This window comes from Streptomyces sp. Ag109_O5-1 (assembly GCF_003814875.1).
Lineage (GTDB): Bacteria > Actinomycetota > Actinomycetes > Streptomycetales > Streptomycetaceae > Streptomyces > Streptomyces sasae.
In genome coordinates, this window is record NZ_RKQF01000001.1 from 5,853,286 (window position 1) to 5,870,776 (window position 17,491).

General features: G+C 70.3%; 20 protein-coding genes and 1 pseudogene. 8 read left to right on the forward strand and 13 right to left on the reverse strand.

From position 1 onward, the window contains the following. The first annotated feature begins 243 nt into the window (after positions 1-243). Together EDD90_RS26335 and dacB are read left to right on the forward strand one after the other, a co-directional pair. Positions 244-1,590, forward strand: coding sequence for a hypothetical protein (locus EDD90_RS26335; protein ID WP_185149227.1), 1,347 nt, complete (start codon positions 244-246; stop codon positions 1,588-1,590). A gap of 134 nt (positions 1,591-1,724) precedes the next feature. After that, on the forward strand, positions 1,725-2,963 hold the full coding sequence (dacB, locus tag EDD90_RS26340) for a D-alanyl-D-alanine carboxypeptidase/D-alanyl-D-alanine-endopeptidase (RefSeq protein WP_123975500.1): 1,239 nt from the start codon (positions 1,725-1,727) through the stop codon (positions 2,961-2,963). Between the two features lie 13 nt (positions 2,964-2,976). Here dacB and EDD90_RS26345 read toward each other — a convergent pair whose 3' ends face one another. The 3 genes from EDD90_RS26345 to EDD90_RS26355 all read right to left on the reverse strand — a co-directional run bounded on the left by EDD90_RS26345 (position 2,977) and on the right by EDD90_RS26355 (position 5,836). Then, complete coding sequence (locus tag EDD90_RS26345; protein WP_260328071.1) at positions 2,977-4,563, reverse strand: metallophosphoesterase; 1,587 nt, start codon at positions 4,561-4,563, stop codon at positions 2,977-2,979. 328 nt (positions 4,564-4,891) lie between these two features. Then, the gene (locus tag EDD90_RS26350; protein ID WP_123975501.1) at positions 4,892-5,260 is read right to left on the reverse strand and encodes a hypothetical protein; all 369 of its coding nucleotides are present in this window, start codon (positions 5,258-5,260) and stop codon (positions 4,892-4,894) included. Between the two features lie 57 nt (positions 5,261-5,317). Further along, positions 5,318-5,836 (reverse strand): beta/gamma crystallin domain-containing protein, encoded by a 519-nt coding sequence (locus EDD90_RS26355; protein ID WP_260328072.1) that lies wholly within the window; start codon positions 5,834-5,836, stop codon positions 5,318-5,320. Between the two features lie 200 nt (positions 5,837-6,036). Here EDD90_RS26355 and EDD90_RS26360 point away from each other — a divergent pair, with 200 nt between their 5' ends. Together EDD90_RS26360 and EDD90_RS26365 are read left to right on the forward strand one after the other, a co-directional pair. After that, complete coding sequence (locus EDD90_RS26360) at positions 6,037-6,816, forward strand: inositol monophosphatase (protein ID WP_123975502.1); 780 nt, start codon at positions 6,037-6,039, stop codon at positions 6,814-6,816. Next, positions 6,813-7,430: an NAD(P)-dependent oxidoreductase gene (locus EDD90_RS26365; protein WP_123975503.1), complete on the forward strand. Its 618-nt coding sequence runs from the start codon at positions 6,813-6,815 to the stop codon at positions 7,428-7,430. Before EDD90_RS26360 ends, EDD90_RS26365 begins: the two co-directional genes overlap by 4 nt. 19 nt (positions 7,431-7,449) lie before the next feature. On the opposite strand, the gene EDD90_RS26370 is transcribed toward EDD90_RS26365, so the two are convergent. Beyond that, positions 7,450-8,343, reverse strand: coding sequence for a LysR family transcriptional regulator (locus EDD90_RS26370; RefSeq protein WP_311737219.1), 894 nt, complete (start codon positions 8,341-8,343; stop codon positions 7,450-7,452). A gap of 172 nt (positions 8,344-8,515) precedes the next feature. On the opposite strand from EDD90_RS26370, the pseudogene EDD90_RS26375 reads away from it, so the two are divergent. Beyond that, positions 8,516-8,668, forward strand: a pseudogene (locus tag EDD90_RS26375) (IS110 family transposase); the annotation flags it as partial. A gap of 100 nt (positions 8,669-8,768) precedes the next feature. Further along, entirely contained in the window at positions 8,769-8,921 is a 153-nt protein-coding gene (locus EDD90_RS55625; protein ID WP_185149705.1) for a hypothetical protein, read from the forward strand. Between the two features lie 265 nt (positions 8,922-9,186). On the opposite strand, the gene EDD90_RS26385 is transcribed toward EDD90_RS55625, so the two are convergent. Both EDD90_RS26385 and EDD90_RS26390 read right to left on the reverse strand, forming a co-directional pair. After that, positions 9,187-9,729, reverse strand: a complete 543-nt coding sequence (locus EDD90_RS26385; protein ID WP_123975504.1) for a hypothetical protein — start codon at positions 9,727-9,729, stop codon at positions 9,187-9,189. 840 nt (positions 9,730-10,569) lie between these two features. After that, positions 10,570-11,925, reverse strand: coding sequence for a cytochrome P450 (locus tag EDD90_RS26390; protein WP_123975505.1), 1,356 nt, complete (start codon positions 11,923-11,925; stop codon positions 10,570-10,572). Positions 11,926-12,413: 488 nt separating this feature from the next. Between EDD90_RS26390 and EDD90_RS26395 the strand changes: the two genes are divergently transcribed. Together EDD90_RS26395 and EDD90_RS26400 are read left to right on the forward strand one after the other, a co-directional pair. Beyond that, positions 12,414-12,671: a hypothetical protein gene (locus EDD90_RS26395; protein WP_123975506.1), complete on the forward strand. Its 258-nt coding sequence runs from the start codon at positions 12,414-12,416 to the stop codon at positions 12,669-12,671. A 107-nt stretch (positions 12,672-12,778) separates the two neighbouring features. Further along, on the forward strand, positions 12,779-13,690 hold the full coding sequence (locus tag EDD90_RS26400; RefSeq protein ID WP_123975507.1) for an ADP-ribosylglycohydrolase family protein: 912 nt from the start codon (positions 12,779-12,781) through the stop codon (positions 13,688-13,690). Between the two features lie 282 nt (positions 13,691-13,972). Here EDD90_RS26400 and EDD90_RS26405 read toward each other — a convergent pair whose 3' ends face one another. The 7 genes from EDD90_RS26405 to EDD90_RS26435 all read right to left on the reverse strand — a co-directional run bounded on the left by EDD90_RS26405 (position 13,973) and on the right by EDD90_RS26435 (position 17,422). Beyond that, positions 13,973-14,260, reverse strand: a complete 288-nt coding sequence (locus EDD90_RS26405) for an SCO5918 family protein (protein ID WP_123975508.1) — start codon at positions 14,258-14,260, stop codon at positions 13,973-13,975. 79 nt (positions 14,261-14,339) lie between these two features. After that, positions 14,340-14,750 (reverse strand): CBS domain-containing protein, encoded by a 411-nt coding sequence (locus EDD90_RS26410; protein ID WP_123975509.1) that lies wholly within the window; start codon positions 14,748-14,750, stop codon positions 14,340-14,342. An 85-nt stretch (positions 14,751-14,835) separates the two neighbouring features. Next, complete coding sequence (locus EDD90_RS26415; protein ID WP_123975510.1) at positions 14,836-15,201, reverse strand: hypothetical protein; 366 nt, start codon at positions 15,199-15,201, stop codon at positions 14,836-14,838. 274 nt (positions 15,202-15,475) lie between these two features. Continuing rightward, positions 15,476-15,682, reverse strand: coding sequence for a cold-shock protein (locus tag EDD90_RS26420; protein WP_123975511.1), 207 nt, complete (start codon positions 15,680-15,682; stop codon positions 15,476-15,478). Positions 15,683-15,911: 229 nt separating this feature from the next. Next, positions 15,912-16,256, reverse strand: coding sequence for a helix-turn-helix domain-containing protein (locus EDD90_RS26425; protein WP_123975512.1), 345 nt, complete (start codon positions 16,254-16,256; stop codon positions 15,912-15,914). A 198-nt stretch (positions 16,257-16,454) separates the two neighbouring features. Next, positions 16,455-16,931 (reverse strand): STAS domain-containing protein, encoded by a 477-nt coding sequence (locus tag EDD90_RS26430; RefSeq protein ID WP_260328073.1) that lies wholly within the window; start codon positions 16,929-16,931, stop codon positions 16,455-16,457. Continuing rightward, positions 16,928-17,422 carry a DUF5994 family protein gene (locus tag EDD90_RS26435; protein WP_260328074.1) on the reverse strand — a complete coding sequence of 165 codons (495 nt, stop codon included), beginning with the start codon at positions 17,420-17,422 and terminating at the stop codon, positions 16,928-16,930. Before EDD90_RS26435 ends, EDD90_RS26430 begins: the two co-directional genes overlap by 4 nt. Positions 17,423-17,491: the final 69 nt, after the last annotated feature.

A 17,491-nucleotide genomic window follows, 5' to 3' on the forward strand; every position in this document is an offset into this window, starting at 1 on the left:
AGTCCCTCACGACCACTTCTCTCCGCGACACCGGAGGAGTTCCAGTGGCCTGTGTCACGCACGGTACGGCTGCCCCTGGGGGCGACGGCGGACCCGGGCGGCCTCAGCCGGAGCGATCAAGAAAACGGTAAGAACCACTCACCTCACGCCCCTCCGCTGCAACCCTCCGTTTCGGCCGAACGTCCAACTCCCGTCCGGTGCATGTCACTTGCCGGGTCACTTCGGTCTCATCTGGGGGATGTCATGACTTCTGTCTCCATCAGGCGTGTGCTGCACAGCGGGGCCTGTGCCGCAGCCGTGGGGGCGTTGGTCGTCGCCGGCCTCGGGGGCGGAACCGCCTTCGCCGACGACGCGCAGACCGATCAGCTGTGGATCCAGGCGCCGTACGACCAGTCGGTCACCGTCGCCCCGGAGGGCGGTACGGCACCGTACCGGTCGCTGGCGCTCGGCCTGTACCACGACAACGCCAACTTCACCGTGACCGCAGGGAAGTTGACCGTCGACGTCTCCGGGCTCGCCGGCGTCGCCGAGGTGGCCTGGCCCGACAACTGCACACCGAACGACGCCGGTACCGTCGCCGTGTGCGACACCGGGGACGTGCCGACCCGCTACAGCGCGCAGGTGCGGCTGCAGGTCCGGGCCGCCGCCGGCGCCGCCGTGGGAGCACAGGGCACGATCGAGTACTCCGCCGAGGCCACCGGCGGACCCGACGGCACCCTCACCGCCCCGCAGGGCTCCGCGGAGACCTCCGTCACCGTCGGCTCCGGTCCGGACCTCGGCATCAGCGCCCCGCAGGACGTCACCGACGTCGCGACCGGCACCAGCCTCACCGTGCCGTTCTCCGTCACCAACACCGGCAACGAGACCGCCCACGGCTTCAGCGTGAAGATGTGGGCGACATACGGCCTCGACGTCGCCACCCGCTACCCGCAGTGCACCTACACCGGGCCGGACGACAGCGGCCAGTACACACCCATGACGGACGTGACCTGCTCCTTCGACACCGACATCGCGCCCGGCGCCACCGTGGAACTGCCGGAGCCGCTGCGGCTGAACGTCACCGGCCACGCGCTGTACGAGCGGTTCGACTACGAGGTCCAGCCGGGCGCCGACGCCACCGACCTCGACGGCTCGGACAACGGCCGCTCCTGGCACGTCGACGCCGACAACACCGCCGACTTCGCCGTGCACGGCACCGAGGTGAGCGGCGCGGCCGGCGACACCGTCACCACCGCCTTCCGCTTCGACAACCTCGGCCCGGCCTGGGTCGGCAACGTCAGCTCCGGCGACCCGGTCGCCGTGATCGACTACTACCTCCCGGAGGGCACCACCGCCACGTCCGTACCCGACACCTGCCACCCCGCCCGGACGTCCGGCGACGACCCGGCCATCGGCCACTACGCCTGCACCCTGCCGATGTGGGCCAAGCCGGACCTGCAGGTCGGCTTCCCGTTCCAGCTCCACATCGACCGGGTCGTCCCCGACGCGACGGGCCACGTCGTCGTCCACCCTCAGTCCGACACGTCCCGCACCTTCGACCCGGACAGCGAGAACAACACGGCCACGGTGGTCGTCAACCCGTCCGCCTGACGGCGACGAGGCGGTGCGCCCAAGGGCCCACCGGTCAGGCGGGGCCAGTTTTGTTTCACGGCCGGTGGCGAACCGGCCAAGGCGAAGGAGAGAACGCTTTGGGCAGGCATGCGCTTCCGCGTGACAGGAACTGGATGAACGGGAGGAACGGCCGGCGAGTGGCCGTGATCGCTGTTCCGGTGGCCGCCGCGATGGCGATGACCGCCACCTCCGCGTCCGCGGCGAACGGGCTGACGGCGGCCGACAAGGCGATGGCCGGGAAGCTGGACCAGCGCGTGGACGTCGCCCAGTCGGGCAGCAATGTGGTGGGCGAGGTCCGGGACGTCGCCTCGGGACAGACGGTGTGGTCCAAGGACCGCACCACGGGGGTGATGCCCGCGTCCACCAACAAGCTGGCGACCGCGGTCGCCGCGCTCACCGTGCTGGGTCCGGGCCACACCGTCCAGACCAAGGCCGTCTACCGGTCCGGCACGGTGTACCTGGTCGGCGGCGGCGATCAGCAGCTCGGCTCCGCCGACCTGAAGAGTCTCGCCACCGCCGCCGCCAAGGCCCTGAAGACCGAGGGCCACCACTCGGTGCGGCTGATGTTCGACGACCACCTCTTCGCCGCCCCCAGCCTCGCCACCGGCTGGAACAGCGGCTACTACCCCGACACCGTCGCTCCCGTCCGGGCCCTGCGGATCGAGGGGGACAACACCCAGGACACCGCGCTCACCGCCACCCGGTACTTCGCCCAGCAGCTCACCGCCCAGGGCATCACGGTGGGCAAGCCCGCACGCGCCAGGACGCCCTCGGGCAGCACGGTTCTGGCGACCCACAAGTCCAAGCCGCTGTCGACGACCGTGGAATACATGCTCAAGCACAGCGACAACGACATCGCCGAGGGCCTGCTGCGGCTCACCGCACTCGGCCAGGGCCGGGCCGCTACCTTCGCGGGCGGCACCGCCGCGGTCCACGCCGTGCTCGTCCAGTACGGCATACCGCTCACCGGCGTACAGGAGTACGACGGCAGCGGCCTGTCCCGCAGCGACCGGATGACCGCCGACGCGCTCTCCGCCATCGCCGGGCTCGCCGTCGACACCCGCTACCAGGCCACACTGTGGCCGATCATGAAAGGCCTGCCGGTCGCGGGCGTCGACGGCACCCTCAGCACCTCCTACGGCCGTTTCACCAGCGCGCCCGCCTCCTGCGCCGTGGGAAAGGTCGATGCCAAGACCGGCACCCTGAGCGATGTGTCCGCCCTGGCCGGAGTCACCAAGGGCGAGGACGGCCGCTGGAAGAGCTTCGCGTTCGTCGAGAACGGCTCGGCGCCCACCGCCACCGTCACCCAGGGCCTGGACGGCCTCGCCGCCACGGTCGAGGGCTGCTGGTAGCACCGGCCGCAGTTCATCGGGCCCCCGTGGGCTTGCCGGGCCGGTCGGCTCCCCGGCCGATCGCGGTGCCTGGACTGCACAGGAATGACTTGTTGTCGAGGCTCGACCCCAGCCTGCACACGGGGCCGCGTACAACACCGCTCGTGTTGCGGAAGGCGAGGTCCCAGGTATTGCCCGTGGAGCGGAGGTCCGCGTACCCGAAGATGCCCCGGCCTCCCGCAGTGCTCAGGGTCTGGGTGATCGACTGGTGGACGGGCTGCGTCGGGGTGCCGACCGGCTGACTGACGACCAGGCGGTCGTCCGGGCCGTCGTCCAGTGGTCCGCCTGAGGAACCCACGGTCACCTGCGGCGGGCGGACGGTGTTGAAATCGATCATCTGGTAGAGGTGGACGTGCCCCGACAGCACCAGTCGGACATTGGACGCCAGCCTGTGCAGCCCGGTGTCGGCGACCGCGTCGCTGAGGACCCTGGTCAGCCATGTCACCGCGCCGGTCGTCCGGCCGGCCGATTTCACCATCCACAGCGGCTTGTGCGTGAACAGGAAGTAGTCGTTGCCGGGATGCTGTTGCGCATCCTGGTTCACCTGGTTGAGCTGCGCGGTGAAGACGGCCTTCTCGGCCGTGCTTCCCGTGTCCCCGGGGTCGGCGAAGGAAGAGTCCAGAGAGACGAGGTTCAGGGTGCCGGCGCGGATCGCCGCCGGATCGCTGTGGCGGCTGCACGATCCGTCCGCACGGAGCTCGTCGGCGAGGTAGCGGAACCATGCGCCGCCCGCACCACCGTGGAAGGTCGCGTTGCAGTCTTCGTGATTGCCCCGGGCCAACGCGACCGGGGCCGTGGCCAGCAGCGTTTCTGCGGGCCTGAAGAAGTCGGCGACGACACAGGCCCAGCTGGCCGCCTCGGCGGACATCGTGCAGCCGGGATTCCGCGGCTTGTCGTCCTCCTTGGCGGGGTCTTCCCGGTAGAGGTAGTCGCCGACATGGATCACGAGATCCGGCCGCGTCACGGAGGCGACGCTGTTCGCGATCAACGGAAAGGGCCAGCCGGTCCGGCAGCTCTGGACCGTACCGGTCGTCGGGACCTCGCAGCCGGTGTCACCGATGACACCGATCCTGCCGGGACGTGTCGCCGCGGTCCAGTCGGGCAGGGGAAGCCGGCCGTTGCCGGGATGCAGTACGGCCGCGGTGACCTGTACGAGCTGCGCACCGGACGCGGTGAGGGGCACACCCAGTTCGCAGACCTTGGTCGGGAACTGTGCTCCATCGGGGGTGCTCACCAGGTGCATCACGACCGTGTTCGTGGCCGCCCCCAGGGTGTAGCGCACCGAGGGACACGTCTGGCCCGTGTCGGTGGACACGTAACGGATCTGCGTACCGCGGCTGGTGAGCTGAGTCCATGCCCAGGCCTCGCCGTTGACCGCACCCGGCGGGGGCGTCGGCCGGGGAGGACGTCCCGGTCCGGGGGGACGTGTCGGCCCCGGGGGCCGTGGCCCCGCGCTCCGCGACACGGCCCGTAGCTGAGTCGGGCCGGCCGAGACCGCCGTGGCGGAGGCCGCGATGCTCAGCACGCCCACCAGGAGGAGCAGGACCATCCGGTACTTCATGTTCGGGTTCCTTCGTTCCTGCGGCCGATGGGCGCCACGGATCGCCGCCGATGGCACATGCCGAGAACATCCCGTGTCACTTCGCCCTGCACACCGGCCGAAAGCCGAATGGCCCACGCACCGCCGGAACAGCGCGTGGGCATCAATCGGCCACGGCTTCTCCACCACTCGTGCCGGGGGACGTCCACGATGCCCACGAACGCCTGCCGTGAGCGGGTCACGACAGCCGCCCCATCAGCACCTGAGGCTGGTACCCCCGTCGCGCCGGGGAGCACGCCGATCGAGGGGAGGCCGGGTGCGGGGCCGGCCTCCCTTTGGGGTTACGGGATCACTCGACGGTGGCCTTGCTCTGTACGAGATACCCCGAGCCCGATGCGGGCTTGACGGTGTTCTTCTCGATCGGCGTGGCAGGCTGCCATCTTCCGTCGCCGTACCACTGGACGAGGTTGTTGCCGGTCGAGATCCGGTGGAGCCACATATGGGCACCCGTCATGTCCCAGGTTCCGGCGTTGGCGAGACACCAGTCGTAGGGGCCACCGGAGTCGGTTGTATGGACCGTGATCTGCAGGAAGTCGCTACGGCCGCACGACACCGTATCGATCGCGAACGCGTCCGTCGCCGTGACGGCGGTCAGTGACGCCGTCACCGCCAAGGTCGTCATAGCGGCCAGGGCCGCCCGCTTGGCGATTTGTTTCATGGAAATTCCCCCTCTTCCAGGGGTACGGTCCTGCCCTTTCGGGCAACTGCCGATGGTTCAGAGAATCCTGATCCAGGATGCGCTCACTCCACCGGGGTGGTTCGGCCAGGTCATTACGGTCCACTTGTTGATCCCGTCGGCGGGCTGCCACGCCGCGTCGCCGAACCACTGGACGCGGTTGTCGCCGGTCGAGATCCGGGTGATCCACGAGTTGCCCGGCAGGGAGATGGTTCCGGCGTTGGCGAAGCACAGGTCGGTGTCGGAGTGGCCGGCCTGGTGGGACGTGACCTGCACGAAGTCACTCCGGCCGCAGTCGACCTGATTCGTCGCGAACGCGTCCGTCGCCGTGACGGCGGTCAGTGACGCCGTCACCGCCAAGGTCGTCATAGCGGCCAGGGCCGCCCGCTTGGCGATTTGTTTCATGGAAATTCTCCCTCTTCCAGAAGTCGGCAAAAACGAATCGGTCGACTGTTGATACGAACCGCCGTTGGAGCAGGTTGCTTCGCCGCAGCAGCGTTTTTCGAGCCTGCCCTTCAAGGCAGGCTCGAAGGCAGAAAGGGCATTGGCCTCGGTCATTCATGATTGCCCGTCGGCCTGTTGCATCGCGCACTGCACAAGTTCAGGCGGGTGGGCACGCAGGCAGGACCCCCGCAGCAATGAATGCGTCTGAGTAAATCTTTGATTGAAGAGAGTGCATTTGATTCATGTGGCTGCAGACCTTTGACTGTGGCTGTCGGCGCGACGCGACGATGACTTTCGAGGCGAGGGGAAAGACCATGACTGCATACGGCGAGCTGCTGGCCCCTGTGGTGGAGGCGGCGAACCGGGGAGCCGACTTCCTGAAGGCCAGGTTCGACCCGCAGACGAGGCCCGCGGACCGGGCCGCCATGTACCACCTGGGTGCCGGTCTGGAGGAGGCCTCGGTGGCCGCCGTACGCGAGGTATTGGACGGGGTCCTGCCGGGCGCCGGGTGGTTCGACGACGAAGAGGAGCGGAACCTGCCGCCCGGGGAGTGGTGGATCGTGGACGGCGCGGAGGGCGGCGTCAATCACGTTCACGGCCTGCCGGAGTGGGCCGTGACGATCGCGCTGGTCAAGGACGGCATCCCGCAGCTCAGCGTCGTACGGCAGCCGGTCGACGACCTGACCTACACAGCGGTCAGGGGCACGGGCGCCTGGCGCAACGGCGAGCCGCTGCGCGTGTCCGCCAAGACCAGCCTGGACTCGGCCATCGCCAGTACCAGCCAGGCCGGCAACAGCCCCGGGACGCACGCCAGGTTCGGCCGGGCGGTCGCGGCGATGTCGGACCGCGCGCTGCTGGTGCGCAACACCATCCCGACGACGTTCCCGCTGCTCAGGGTCGCGTCCGGGCAGTCCGACGTGTTCTGGCAGTACGAGCCCGACCTGCCGGGCACAGCCGCGGGCACCCTGCTGGCCACCGAGGCCGGCGCCCTCGTCAGCGACCTGTCCGGGAAGCCGTGGGACCTGAACAGCCCGGACATCCTGGTCGCGGCCCCCGGCGTGCACTCCACCGCACTCGAGGTGCTGTCGTCATGACGCTGACCATCCTGGGCGCCTCCGGCGGCGTCGGTACCGAGCTCACCCGGCAGGCCCTCGACCGCGGCGAGGCGGTCGTGGCGATCTGCCGGCACCCCGACCGCATCGCGCTCCCGGACTCACCCCAACTGACCCGCGTGGCCGCCGACGTCCTCGACGCGGAGGCGATCGCCCAGGCACTGGACGGCCGCGACACGGTGCTGTCCGCCCTCGGGACGGGCGACGGGGAGAAGCCCGGCGTACTCACCGCCGGTGCCCGCGCGATCGTTGCGGCCGCACCGGCTCGGGTCGTGTCCGTCGGCGCCCTCGGCACCGGCCGGTCGGCGAAGGCCGCAGGCTGGCTGACCCGCACACTGCTCGGCGTGTTCCTCCGCACCGAACTCGACGACAAGGTCGTCGCGGACGAGACGATCCTGACCGCGGGCGGCACCGTCCTGCACGTCGGCCCGATGTCCGACGGACCGGTCAGCGCCACCTGGCGGAGCGTGTCTCTCGACGGGGTACCGCGGCGGATCTTCCCGGCCGGCGTCAGCAAGGCCACCGTGGCCGCCGCGATGCTCGACGCCGCGGACACGGGCCCGCACGGACGGATCCTGGTCCCGCTCGCACGCTGAGCGCGCCGCCTGACCCTCCCTACTGCGCCAGCGCCTCCGCCAGCGCCGTACGGCAGTGCCCGCGCAGCCACGTGTGCTCGGGGTCCGTGTCGTACCGGCTGTGCCAGGCGAGCACCACCGGCGCGGCAGGCAGGTCCAGGTCGAGGTCGCGGGTGCGCAGCCCGAGATCGTCCCGGGTCCGCGCGCACAGATGGCGGGCGACCACCACGACGGTGTCGCTGTGCGCGGCGGCCTGCAGCGCGAGCGCGGCCGTGGGCAGTGCCGCGACAACCCTGCGCTCCAGTCCGCGCTCGGCGAGCAGTTCGTCGAGACCGTCCCGCAGCCGGCCGCGCCGCGAGACGATGACATGTGACGCGGCGGCGAACCGTTCGAGGGTGAAGTCCTCTTCCAGCGGGTGGCCGGCCCGGAACACCGCGACGAGCCGGTCGTGTCCGACGGTCTCGTGGCTGATCTCCGGTGACGCGGGCACCGTCGCCCCCACCTCGAGGTCGACGTGCCCGCGCGCCAGGTCAGGGGTGTCCACCGCCGGCTCGGGCAGGAACCGCAGGTTCAGCCCCGGCGCCTCGACGGCGGCCTGGGTGAGCAGCGCCGGGTACAGCGCGCCGATCAGCGCGTCGTGCCCCTGGACGGTGAACGTCCGCCGCAGCGCGGCCAGGTCCAACTCCTGTGCGGGCCCGAGTAGTTCGTTCGCGCGCTGCACCAGAGCCCGCACCTCGTCGCGCATGGCCACGGCCCGTGGCGTGGGAGTCATCGTGCGCCCCGTGCGGACCAGGATGTCGTCCCCGGTCGACCGCCTGATCCTGGTCAGCGCCCGGCTCAGAGCGGGCGCGGACAGGTGGAGGCGGTCGGCCGCCGCCTGCACGCTGTTCTCTTCCAGCAGGGCGTCGAGCGCGGTCAGCAGGTTCAGGTCCACCTGCGCCAGGGTAATCGCACGCTTCTGACGAATGCGTCCCGCTCAACTGCCTCAAAACGGGACCGGGCGGCAGACAGCCCCCGGACCACTGACCTGAGGTCTCCCTCTGGAGCGGGTGCCGAGCAAGAGGGCCGCCGGCCTCCGGGCTCGGCATTGCTGTTCCCCCCTGACGGTCGCCCGGGACGCCCGCCTCGCCCCGACAACAAGGTCACCGGGGACCTCCGGCCACGGCGAACACGCACCCAGAGGCGGCAACCGGCAGCTCGAACGCGCGATGTTCCTGTCCGCGTTCGCCGCCCTGCACGATCCCGCCTCCCGCACCTGGAGGGTTACTCCGGCTGAGGTCTTCGAGGGGCTTTGCCGGTCGGCTGCGGCTGCGGTGGTTGCCGCACTCCGTTGCTGTACAGCAACCACCCGCCGGCGAGGTGAGAACCGACATCATTCACTTCGGCAGCACCTCCCCACGCCATCCCGGTCCGGTGCCGGAACTCGTCAGCCCGCCCCGCGCGATCGTGGAGAGCGGAAGCGTCGACGTCGTCGTGCAGGACAGCCACTACAACCTATGGGGCCGCCGGTGACGACCTCGCCGAGTCGTGGTCACTCCTGACGGATCTCGCCCGTGCCCGGCCCGGCGGCCCACCTGGTGATCCCGGGCGAACCCGGCGCCGGCACGAGCGTGCTGCTGATCCGGCTGCTGCAGGACCTGATCGCACGCCGTACCGCAGACCGCCCCCGTGCCGGTGCTGTTCTCCCTGGGGGAGCGACTGCGGACGCGCGAGAGCCTTGGCCGGATGGGCCTGTGACCGGTAGTTGACGACCGACACCGCTCCGAGGGGGATGCCGTCAGAAGCCGACCCGCTCGTATCGGAGCGAGGTGTAGCCGGCACCGTCGGAGTAGATCTGTGCAATGCTGGCGGCCCCGACGGCGTCGACCCGTTGAGCCTGCAGCCGGATCGTCGTCGGCCCGCTGACTCTGATCAGCTCGCTGATCGGTGCGGTCTGGTTGCCGCCGGCCTCGGCCTGGCCCACGTTCAGGTTGATGATCTGGTACACGAGCCGCTCGCTCTGCGGCACCTCGGTGCCGGAGTTGACGTTCCACAGCCGCGCGGTGATGTACGTGTTGAGGGCCGGAGTGCCTGAGAGGCGCCCGCGGACGTCCGCGTCGAGTGCGTATGTGCCGGCCTTGGGGAGGGTGACCTCGAGCGGGGTGTCAGTCCAGGCTCCGTTCGGCAGGTTGACAATCGTGTTCAGCGTTGCGATCCCAGCCTTCGCCGGGTGTGCGACCGATGCCGTACTCGCGTTGCTCGGCGCAGTGAACGCGGTCGTGGTGCCGATGAGCATCGTTGCGGCGATGGCGGCGAGGCCGGTACGCAGGACTGGTTTCATGGTTCCTCCCGGACGATGGCGATTCGGACATGCCTCCGATAAGGTACGAAACCTGACAGAATATGAATGTATTGAACATGCCGGTTGAATGGGTGACAGCGGTTCGTGCGGGTGTCTCTTCAGAACGACGACGGGACGTTCGCGCCCGACGGCGGCGATCCGCTCCTGCCGGCATTCGGGCACGGCGAGCAGACCGGCGGCGGGCTCGTCGCTCGTCGACAAGCACCCCCGCTTCCCTGTCCACACCACCGGCGACGGCGGCCCAAAACCGGCTGCCCGGCATCGGCCGGTTCGGCTGTCGTCCTCGTCGTGCAGGTGCGCAGGCTGCGGATACTTCGCCTTCCAAGCGGGTAACGAGGGTTCGAATCCCGCCGTCGGCCCGGCCGGTGTCGTCCAGCGGCCCAGGACTCCTTGTGTCTCCGCCGCCGATCCGGCACCAGGCTGATCACGTGCACGGGCGTTCGGCGGGCCCACGTCTGAACCTCAACCGACGAAAGCCGGCCACGACGACGGGTGCGCAGACCGATCAGGCGCGCGTATGTCTCGCTGTACCCCCGCCGGCCTGAGCCACGCTGCCGGCCATCGACCAGAGCAAGTCCCGGCGGCGGAAGCGCGTGGGTGGCAGCGGGACGGCGCCGTCGGCGTGCTTGAGGGCCATGCGACGACGACCAACTCGGTGCCCTTGACGCCTTCCTGGTCGCGTGTCTCTGGCGGGCCGCTGTGCTCCCTGCCCCGTTCGGCAGCTCGGCGGCCTTGCGCAAGAACGCGCGCTCCCTGCTCACCAGCGCCCAGGCCGTCTTGGACGCGCACCACCGGCCGGGGTGCCGCAAGAGACACGCGCTAGAGGCCGGCCCCGGCTCGGGGGCGGACGGTCATCCGCAGGTTGCGCGGCCGTACTGTGAGCCGGGCGACCTGGCGGACGACCTGGCCCTCGGCGAGTTCCAACCGTACCGAACGCAGCATCGTCGCGAGCGCCGTGACCATCTCGGTGAGGGAGAAACGGTCCCCCATGCACTTGTGCTTGCCGTCCCCGAAGGGTACGAACGCGCCCGGCGGAGGCTCCTGAGCGGCGTCGGTCCACCGGTCCGGGTCGAAGGTGAGCGGGTCGGGGAAGCGCTCGGGGTCGCGGTGCAGGGCGTGTTGGCAGTAGGCCAGCTCGGTGCCGGCGGGCAGCGTCCACTCGCCGAGCCGGGTCTCCTCGGTGGTGCGGCGGGTGACCAGCCAGCCGGGGTGGTGCAGCCGCAGGGTCTCGGTGATCACCCGGCCCAGGTACGGCAGCCGGATCATGTCCTCGAAGGCGACCGGCCGTTCGCCGAGGACCTCGTCCAGCTCGGCCAGGACCCGGGCCTCGATGCCGGGGTTGCGGGCGAGCTCGTACAGGGTCCAGGCCAGCAAGGACGCGGTCGTCTCGGTGCCCGCCACGGCCAGAAGGAAGATCTCGGAGCAGATCTGATGCCCGGTCAGCGGCTCGCCGGTCTCCTCGTCGATGGCGCGCAGCAGCATGGAGAGCATGTCCCCGGAGTCGTGTCCGGAGGCGTGCAGTTCGTCGACGGCGGTGCTGATGGTGGCGCGCACCTCGGCCCGGGCCCGGTCGAAGCGGCGGTTGAAGGGCAGCGGCAGGCGCTCGGCCCAGTCGGGCAGCATGATGCGCAGACCGACGCCGCTCATCACCACCGACACGTTGCTGCGCAGCCGGCGGAAGACGGCGTCATCGAGGCTGCCGGCGAACACCGTCTTGGCCAGCATGTCGAGACTGAGCCCGACCATCGCCTCGTGTACGTCGAGGGGCCGCCCGCGCTCCCAGGCGGCGACGGTGGCCGTCACCTCGCCGCGCATGAGGTCGACGTACCGGCTGATCTCGGTGTGGGCGAACGCGGGTTGAAGCTGGCGGCGTCTGCGTACGTGGTCGCGGCCGGTGGCGGTGACCACGCTGTCGCCCAGCAGCTGGCCCAGCTTGTCGTAGAGCCGGCCCTTGTCGAGGCTGGGTCCCAGGCCCTTGAGCATCTGGTGGATCAGTGCCGGGTCCTGGACCACGATCGTGCGCGTCCCGGGTTGCAGGACGATCTCGACAAGTGGTTCCCGTGTCTCACGCAGCGAGTCGATGAAGCCGAGGTTGTCGCGCATCTTCAGCGCGTGGCCGATGAGCGGAAACGATCCTGCGGCTCGGGGTATGGGGGGAGGCGCAGTGGACGTCACGGGTCACCCCTTCAGGGCAGTCATGGGCGCCTCCATCACTGCCCTGAACCTTCCCAGCGCAATCCTTGTCATGAACGTGTCCTGCGCCACGTGGGGCAAGCTGGTTGGTCACCTGCGGCGCCGGGCATCAGTGCGGTCACCCCAGCGAACTGCTCCAGCTCCGCATTCCTCACCGGCCAGCCGTAGCCGTCGGCGTCGCGGCCGCGTCCTCCAAGAACGCGCGATCGCCTCGGCCCGCCGGACCAATGCCCCGAAGTTCCGCGGCCCGTACGTCGACTGGACCGACACCGGCGCCCTGCTGGAGCCCGACACTGTGGGCGAGAGCGAGGCCCGACGGATGGTCACCACCGTCACCACTGCACTCGCCCAGGCCGGCCCCCGACAGCACCGTTTCGTCATCGTTGCCGGCACTCGCTCGCGCTGGTCGGCCTATCTGTCACCGGGACCAAGGTGTCAGCAGGTCAACGACCCCGCGCAAGATCGGCGACATGCTGCCCGACGCCACGCTCCTGCCCGAACTGGACGCCGCTCTCTATCGCACGGCCGCGAAGATCCCGGGCGTCTCGGTCGTCGCCGACGCCAAGGACTTCACCGGCCGCTCCGGCATCGGCCTGAGTTTCAGGGAACGCGACGGCCGCACCGTCTGGGTCTTCGACAGGAAATCCCTCGACTTCCTGGGCTCGGCGGACGAAGCGCTGCTGGCTGTCGGCGTCGCGGACAAGGCGGGCGGGACGTCGGCCACCTGAACACCTGTCACCGGCGCATGGGTACCCAGCAGGGCACGGCGGGCCAGAAGAACGGCCGTGCCGAAATCAGAGTGCCGGGGACGCCGTCGCCCGGTGATACTGATCCGATGATCAACCCGCCCGCCGCCGCGCTGGACTCGTTGTCCGGGCTCGCCTTCGGTGATGCCTTCGGTGACCGCTGGTTCGGCATCCTGCGCCACGAAGGCCCGGCAGCCTTGGAGGCACGGACCCTGCCTCCGGAGCCGCTGTGGCGGTGGAGCGACGACACCGCCCAGGCGCTCGTTCTCCTCCGGGAACTCGCCGCCGGCTGCGGCATCATCGACCAGGACCGCCTCGCCCTGCGCTTCGCCGAGGCCTACGCCGACGACACGCACCGCGGCTACGGAGCCTCGATGCACGACGTGCTCCGCCGGATCGGCGCGGGTGAGCCCTGGCAGGAGGTGGTCACCGGACAATTCGGCGGCCAGGGCTCCTGGGGCAACGGCGCGGCCATGCGCGTCGCCCCGCTGGGCGCCTGGCACGCCGCCGACCTCGACGCCGTCGCCGAGCAGGCCGCCCGCCAGAGCGCGGTCTCGCATCACCACCCGGAGGCGGTCGCCGGGGCGGTGGCGGTAGCCCTCGCCGCGGCGCTGGCAACCCGCAGCCGGGGCGGGCCCGCGCCGGCACGCCCGGACTTCCTCCAGGCGGTCGCCGCACAACTCCCCGACAGCGACGTCCGGTCGGGAGTGCGGGTCGCGGCCCGGATGCCGGCACGTACCTCGGTTCGGCACGCCGCGGAGGTCCTGGGCTCCGGCTACCGGATGTCCGGGCCCGACACCGTCCCCTACGCCCTTTGGTGCGCGGCAGGACACCTTGACGACCTGCAGGAGGGCCTGTGGTTCACGGTCGCCGGGCGCGGCGACATCGACACCACCTGCGCCATCGCGGGCGGGGTGATCGCCGCCCGCACGGGCGTCGCCGCTCTCCCGCCCGCCTGGCACGCAGCCCGTGAACCGCTGCCTCCGACCCCGGTCCGGTAGCCGAACCGCTCCAGGACCCGGCCGCTCGGCGCCGCGCCGTCGCGCCCGGTCCGACCTGCGTCGATGCTTGACCTGCGCCCTCGCCGGCGCCCCGCCCGCCGGTCTGGACAGCAGAGCATCCCCGGGCCCATGACCTGGGGGTTTCTGTTGGAGCATGGTGACGCGACGAGAATGGTGCGAGGCGTACGCGGCCCTTGCCGGGGTGCGGCCGGCGGTTCTGGCGATGCCCAACCCCATGAACGGTTGCGCTCTCACATCTCGCCGAACCAGCGCCGGAAACCGTCACCAGCCGAACGTGTCCTCGTCGTCTCGCGCGTCCCGGGGCGGCATGACCGGGCGCGCGTCGTGGCAGGTGAAGCCGAGCCGGGTCAGCGCCCGGCGCATCTCCTGTGTCGTGAAGTCCCGGCGGTTCTGCCTGGTGATCACTTCTCCGACCTGCAGCACGGGGAAGATCCGGCCGTCGATGGTCACGGACACACCGGTGACGGGTTCGGGGATGACGCCGCTCATCGACTCCTCGACCTCGATCTTGGTCAGCTCAAAGGGGAAACGGGCGATGACACAGCGCATGGATGCCTCCGCGGGGATGGGGGAGAACGCCGGGGAACGACTCTGGAGAGGCCGGACGCGCGACGACGGCCGGACGCGGTCAGGGTGTGAGAGCGAGGACGCCCAAGGCGTAGCCGTGCTCGTCGACCACGGGGGAAACGTTCAATATCCGTACCCGCATGGCGGCTTCCGCCTCGCCGAGTGCGGCCGTCGACGCGGTGAACGGTCCGCGGTCGAGCGGGATGTCCCGCAGCCGGGTCCGGTCGCTGAACCACGAGCCGCCGCGGTGCGCGGCGAGCTGGGCCCGGGTGACCAGTCCCGCGCACCGCCCGTCCTCGTCCTGGAGGAGCAGGTGCGGGACCCGGGCACCGATGAGCACGGACAGGGCCACGTCTACCGCCATGTGGTCGTCGACCTGCGGTCCGGGGGCGTGCAGCATGGCGTCGCGGGCGGTCAGACCGGTGCCGTGGGCGCTGTCGGACCGGTGTGCTCGGGGCGGAATCGGCGTCAAGGGCTTCTCCTCTTCGTCGAGGCGGGCAGGAGGGCGGTGTCTCGGCCTGACTGCTGGGAGCGACGGCGCATCACCCGTGCCCGGCCTACGTGGTGGGCCCGGGGGCGGAGCGACGCGCTCGGCCTGCGGCCCGGCCGTTCCCGCCCTGTCCGGCGGCCCGGCCCCGGCGGTGACGGCCGTCGGATCCCCCGCCCTCGCGTTGTCCGGTGACCGGTCCGGGGATGGTGACCGGCACGCCGGAGGGGGTCCGGGCGCCGGTGACGCGACGCAGTTCGGCCGCGCCGGGGCGAATCCGCGCGGTACGCGCGGTGATGCCGGCGTCGGCCATCAGCCGGTCCACCGTGCGGCGCTGGTGCGGCAGGACGGTGCCAGGACGAGGGCCCTGGTGCAGGGCACTCCTGTTCACGTGGGAGCGACCGGAGGTGCCGCTGGTGCGACGGGTGCGGTTCAAGGGGGAACCCTCCTCGATACGGCGTATCGAGGAATTCCGTCCAACGGCTGGCAGCCGCACGAGGAATCGCAAGAATGAGCCGAAGAAAAAGCGATAAGCCGGGTCTCTCGATACCGAAGCCGGGGCCGTCAATAATTCGAGAGTTCCGGAAGGCCCGGGAGACCCGGGAGATCTGAAAAATCTCGTAACGCAATGGCTGGGGCCCGCACCCCAAGAGTGCGGGCCCCAGCCACATGATGCGCGAACCGCTGGCTAGCGACGATGCACGTCAGCCTCAGGCGGCGACGATGTTCTCGGCCTGCGGGCCCTTCTGGCCCTGCGTGACGTCGAAGCTTACCTTCTGGCCTTCCCGAAGCTCGCGGAAACCACCGTTGCTGATGATGTTCGAGTAGTGGGCGAAGACGTCAGCGCCGCCGCCCTCCTGCTCGATGAAGCCGAAGCCCTTTTCCGCGTTGAACCACTTCACGGTGCCAGATGCCATATTGAATCTCCCTTGGGGCAGTACCGGACTCCGTGTTTTACGGAGCCGAGTCGCCGCGATGATCACCCTTCCGGAAAGACACGGAAAGCTCTGCAAAGAAAAAATCTCTGGCAACCAAAACTGCAACTGCTATCAAGTTAACACAGCCCGGAAGGGAGCGGCCAGGTCGTTTTTGTATTCGCCCGGTAATCCTCACTCCGCCGACGCCCGTATTTCTGTACTGGCGGGACTAGGTATTCACGCCGCCCTCGTCCAGCTTCCGGCGCATTTCCCGGTTCATGCGGAGGGCGACTTCGAGCTGGTCCTCGAGAGAGATGATGCGGCACGCGGCCTCGATGGGGGTGCCCTGACCGACGAGCTCCCGGGCGCGGGCGGCGACGCGCAACTGGCGGCGGGAGTACCGGCGATGACCGCCTTCCGAACGCAGCGGAGTGACCAGTCCGGCTTCACCGACGGCCCTGAGGAAGGCGGGGGTGGTGCCGAGGACATCGGCAGCCCGTCCCATGGTGTAGGCGGGATAGTCGTCGTCGTCGAGGTTGCCGGCGGCGGGGACGGGGGCGTTCTCGGCGGGCATGGCACCTTCGTTCCGGGAGCGATACGGGGAGACCCAGGCGTTCGTGGCACCCCGTGCCCCGATGGAATCAGCACCATCTGCCTCGTCCGACCACCCTAACTCCGGCAGGCACGGACAGCTGGCCTCGCCGTGACAGATTTCCTTCCCTGAACACCCCGACGTCCCTGCGCGTACCGCAGGGGGAGCCGCCGCACGTCGTCAACACCCGTCGATGAAGGCACCGCTCAGGTCACGGCGCGCCGTCGCGTCGGCCGTTCGCCCCTCCCAGGCGTCCTGCGCGTTCGCGTGGGCGGGGAAGCGGCCCAGCAGGCCGGTGCAGCGGAAGACCAGGTCGGTCGTGTGGTTGTCGTAGACGACGCGCAGCCAGCCGCCCCGGGCGCGGCAGTCGGACCACGCCTCGCACAGCGGCGGCAGGATGCTGCAGTCGGCGAAGGTCACCTTGGTGAGGTCCACGATGATCAGGAGCCGACCGGGCCTGGCCGCGCGGGCCTCGGCCAGAGTTCGAACCAGCGGTGCCACGGTCTGCGCGTCCAGGTCACCGTACGCGCGGACGATGCGGCACTCCTCGAAGAGCGCGGGCGCCTCGCCCGAAGCGGCCGACGGACCGCGCGGTGAGGGGGATCGGGGCGGGACCGCCTGCTCCGATACGACCTCCACCGGGGCCGTGGCCCTCATTCCCTCTCCCCTGCCATGCCCCCGAGGCGAGCGGTGCGGGCGAGCGCCAGCATCCGCGCGGCGGTCAGCCGGTTCTCGGGATCGTCGACCGCGGCCAGCAGCCGGGCGGCCGTTCCCGCGGACTCCTCGGGCGGGACCACCAGAAGCACCCAGCGTCCCACGGTGTCGCAGTCCAGGGTGATGACGTGCGCCTCGCCTCCGGGACCAGCCGGCTCCACGGTGATCGCCCGGCCGGGCGCCATGACCGCGTGCGGGGCGCCGGGCCATTCGGCGGGGTCGACGGTGACCCGAACCTCGGCGTCCAGGTCCGGTTCCAACGCGGCGACGAGCGAGGGCAGTTCGAGTTCCAGGGCGTCGCAGCGCGGCCACCACGCCCCGTCCAGCGGGCCGTGGCTGACATCCCGGGTGAGGGTCAGGCGGGGCATGGGCATGCGATACGTGTGCGCGTCGGCCGCGGACTCGCCTGCGCCCGGCGTTCTGCTGGTTCCCATCGTGCGGTCCCGTCCCGGGCCCCGCGGGAACGGCCGCCCGTCGCGTCACTCGCCGGGAACGGCACCGCC

Excerpts from the sequence above, each read along its gene's own strand:
- EDD90_RS26395 (WP_123975506.1), top strand. The coding sequence starts at position 12,414 with ATGCTGCCCGACGCCACGCTCCTGCCCGAACTGGACGCCGCTCTCTAT.
- EDD90_RS26405 (WP_123975508.1), bottom strand. The coding sequence starts at position 14,260 with ATGCGCTGTGTCATCGCCCGTTTCCCCTTTGAGCTGACCAAGATCGAG.
- EDD90_RS26335 (WP_185149227.1), top strand. The coding sequence starts at position 244 with ATGACTTCTGTCTCCATCAGGCGTGTGCTGCACAGCGGGGCCTGTGCC.
- EDD90_RS26385 (WP_123975504.1), bottom strand. The coding sequence starts at position 9,729 with ATGAAACCAGTCCTGCGTACCGGCCTCGCCGCCATCGCCGCAACGATG.
- EDD90_RS26365 (WP_123975503.1), top strand. The coding sequence starts at position 6,813 with ATGACGCTGACCATCCTGGGCGCCTCCGGCGGCGTCGGTACCGAGCTC.
- EDD90_RS26350 (WP_123975501.1), bottom strand. The coding sequence starts at position 5,260 with ATGAAACAAATCGCCAAGCGGGCGGCCCTGGCCGCTATGACGACCTTG.
- EDD90_RS26355 (WP_260328072.1), bottom strand. The coding sequence starts at position 5,836 with ATGACCGAGGCCAATGCCCTTTCTGCCTTCGAGCCTGCCTTGAAGGGC.
- EDD90_RS26345 (WP_260328071.1), bottom strand. The coding sequence starts at position 4,563 with ATGAAGTACCGGATGGTCCTGCTCCTCCTGGTGGGCGTGCTGAGCATC.
- EDD90_RS26430 (WP_260328073.1), bottom strand. The coding sequence starts at position 16,931 with ATGAGGGCCACGGCCCCGGTGGAGGTCGTATCGGAGCAGGCGGTCCCG.
- EDD90_RS26360 (WP_123975502.1), top strand. The coding sequence starts at position 6,037 with ATGACTGCATACGGCGAGCTGCTGGCCCCTGTGGTGGAGGCGGCGAAC.
- EDD90_RS26435 (WP_260328074.1), bottom strand. The coding sequence starts at position 17,422 with ATGGGAACCAGCAGAACGCCGGGCGCAGGCGAGTCCGCGGCCGACGCG.
- dacB (WP_123975500.1), top strand. The coding sequence starts at position 1,725 with ATGAACGGGAGGAACGGCCGGCGAGTGGCCGTGATCGCTGTTCCGGTG.
- EDD90_RS26420 (WP_123975511.1), bottom strand. The coding sequence starts at position 15,682 with ATGGCATCTGGCACCGTGAAGTGGTTCAACGCGGAAAAGGGCTTCGGC.
- EDD90_RS26400 (WP_123975507.1), top strand. The coding sequence starts at position 12,779 with ATGATCAACCCGCCCGCCGCCGCGCTGGACTCGTTGTCCGGGCTCGCC.
- EDD90_RS26425 (WP_123975512.1), bottom strand. The coding sequence starts at position 16,256 with ATGCCCGCCGAGAACGCCCCCGTCCCCGCCGCCGGCAACCTCGACGAC.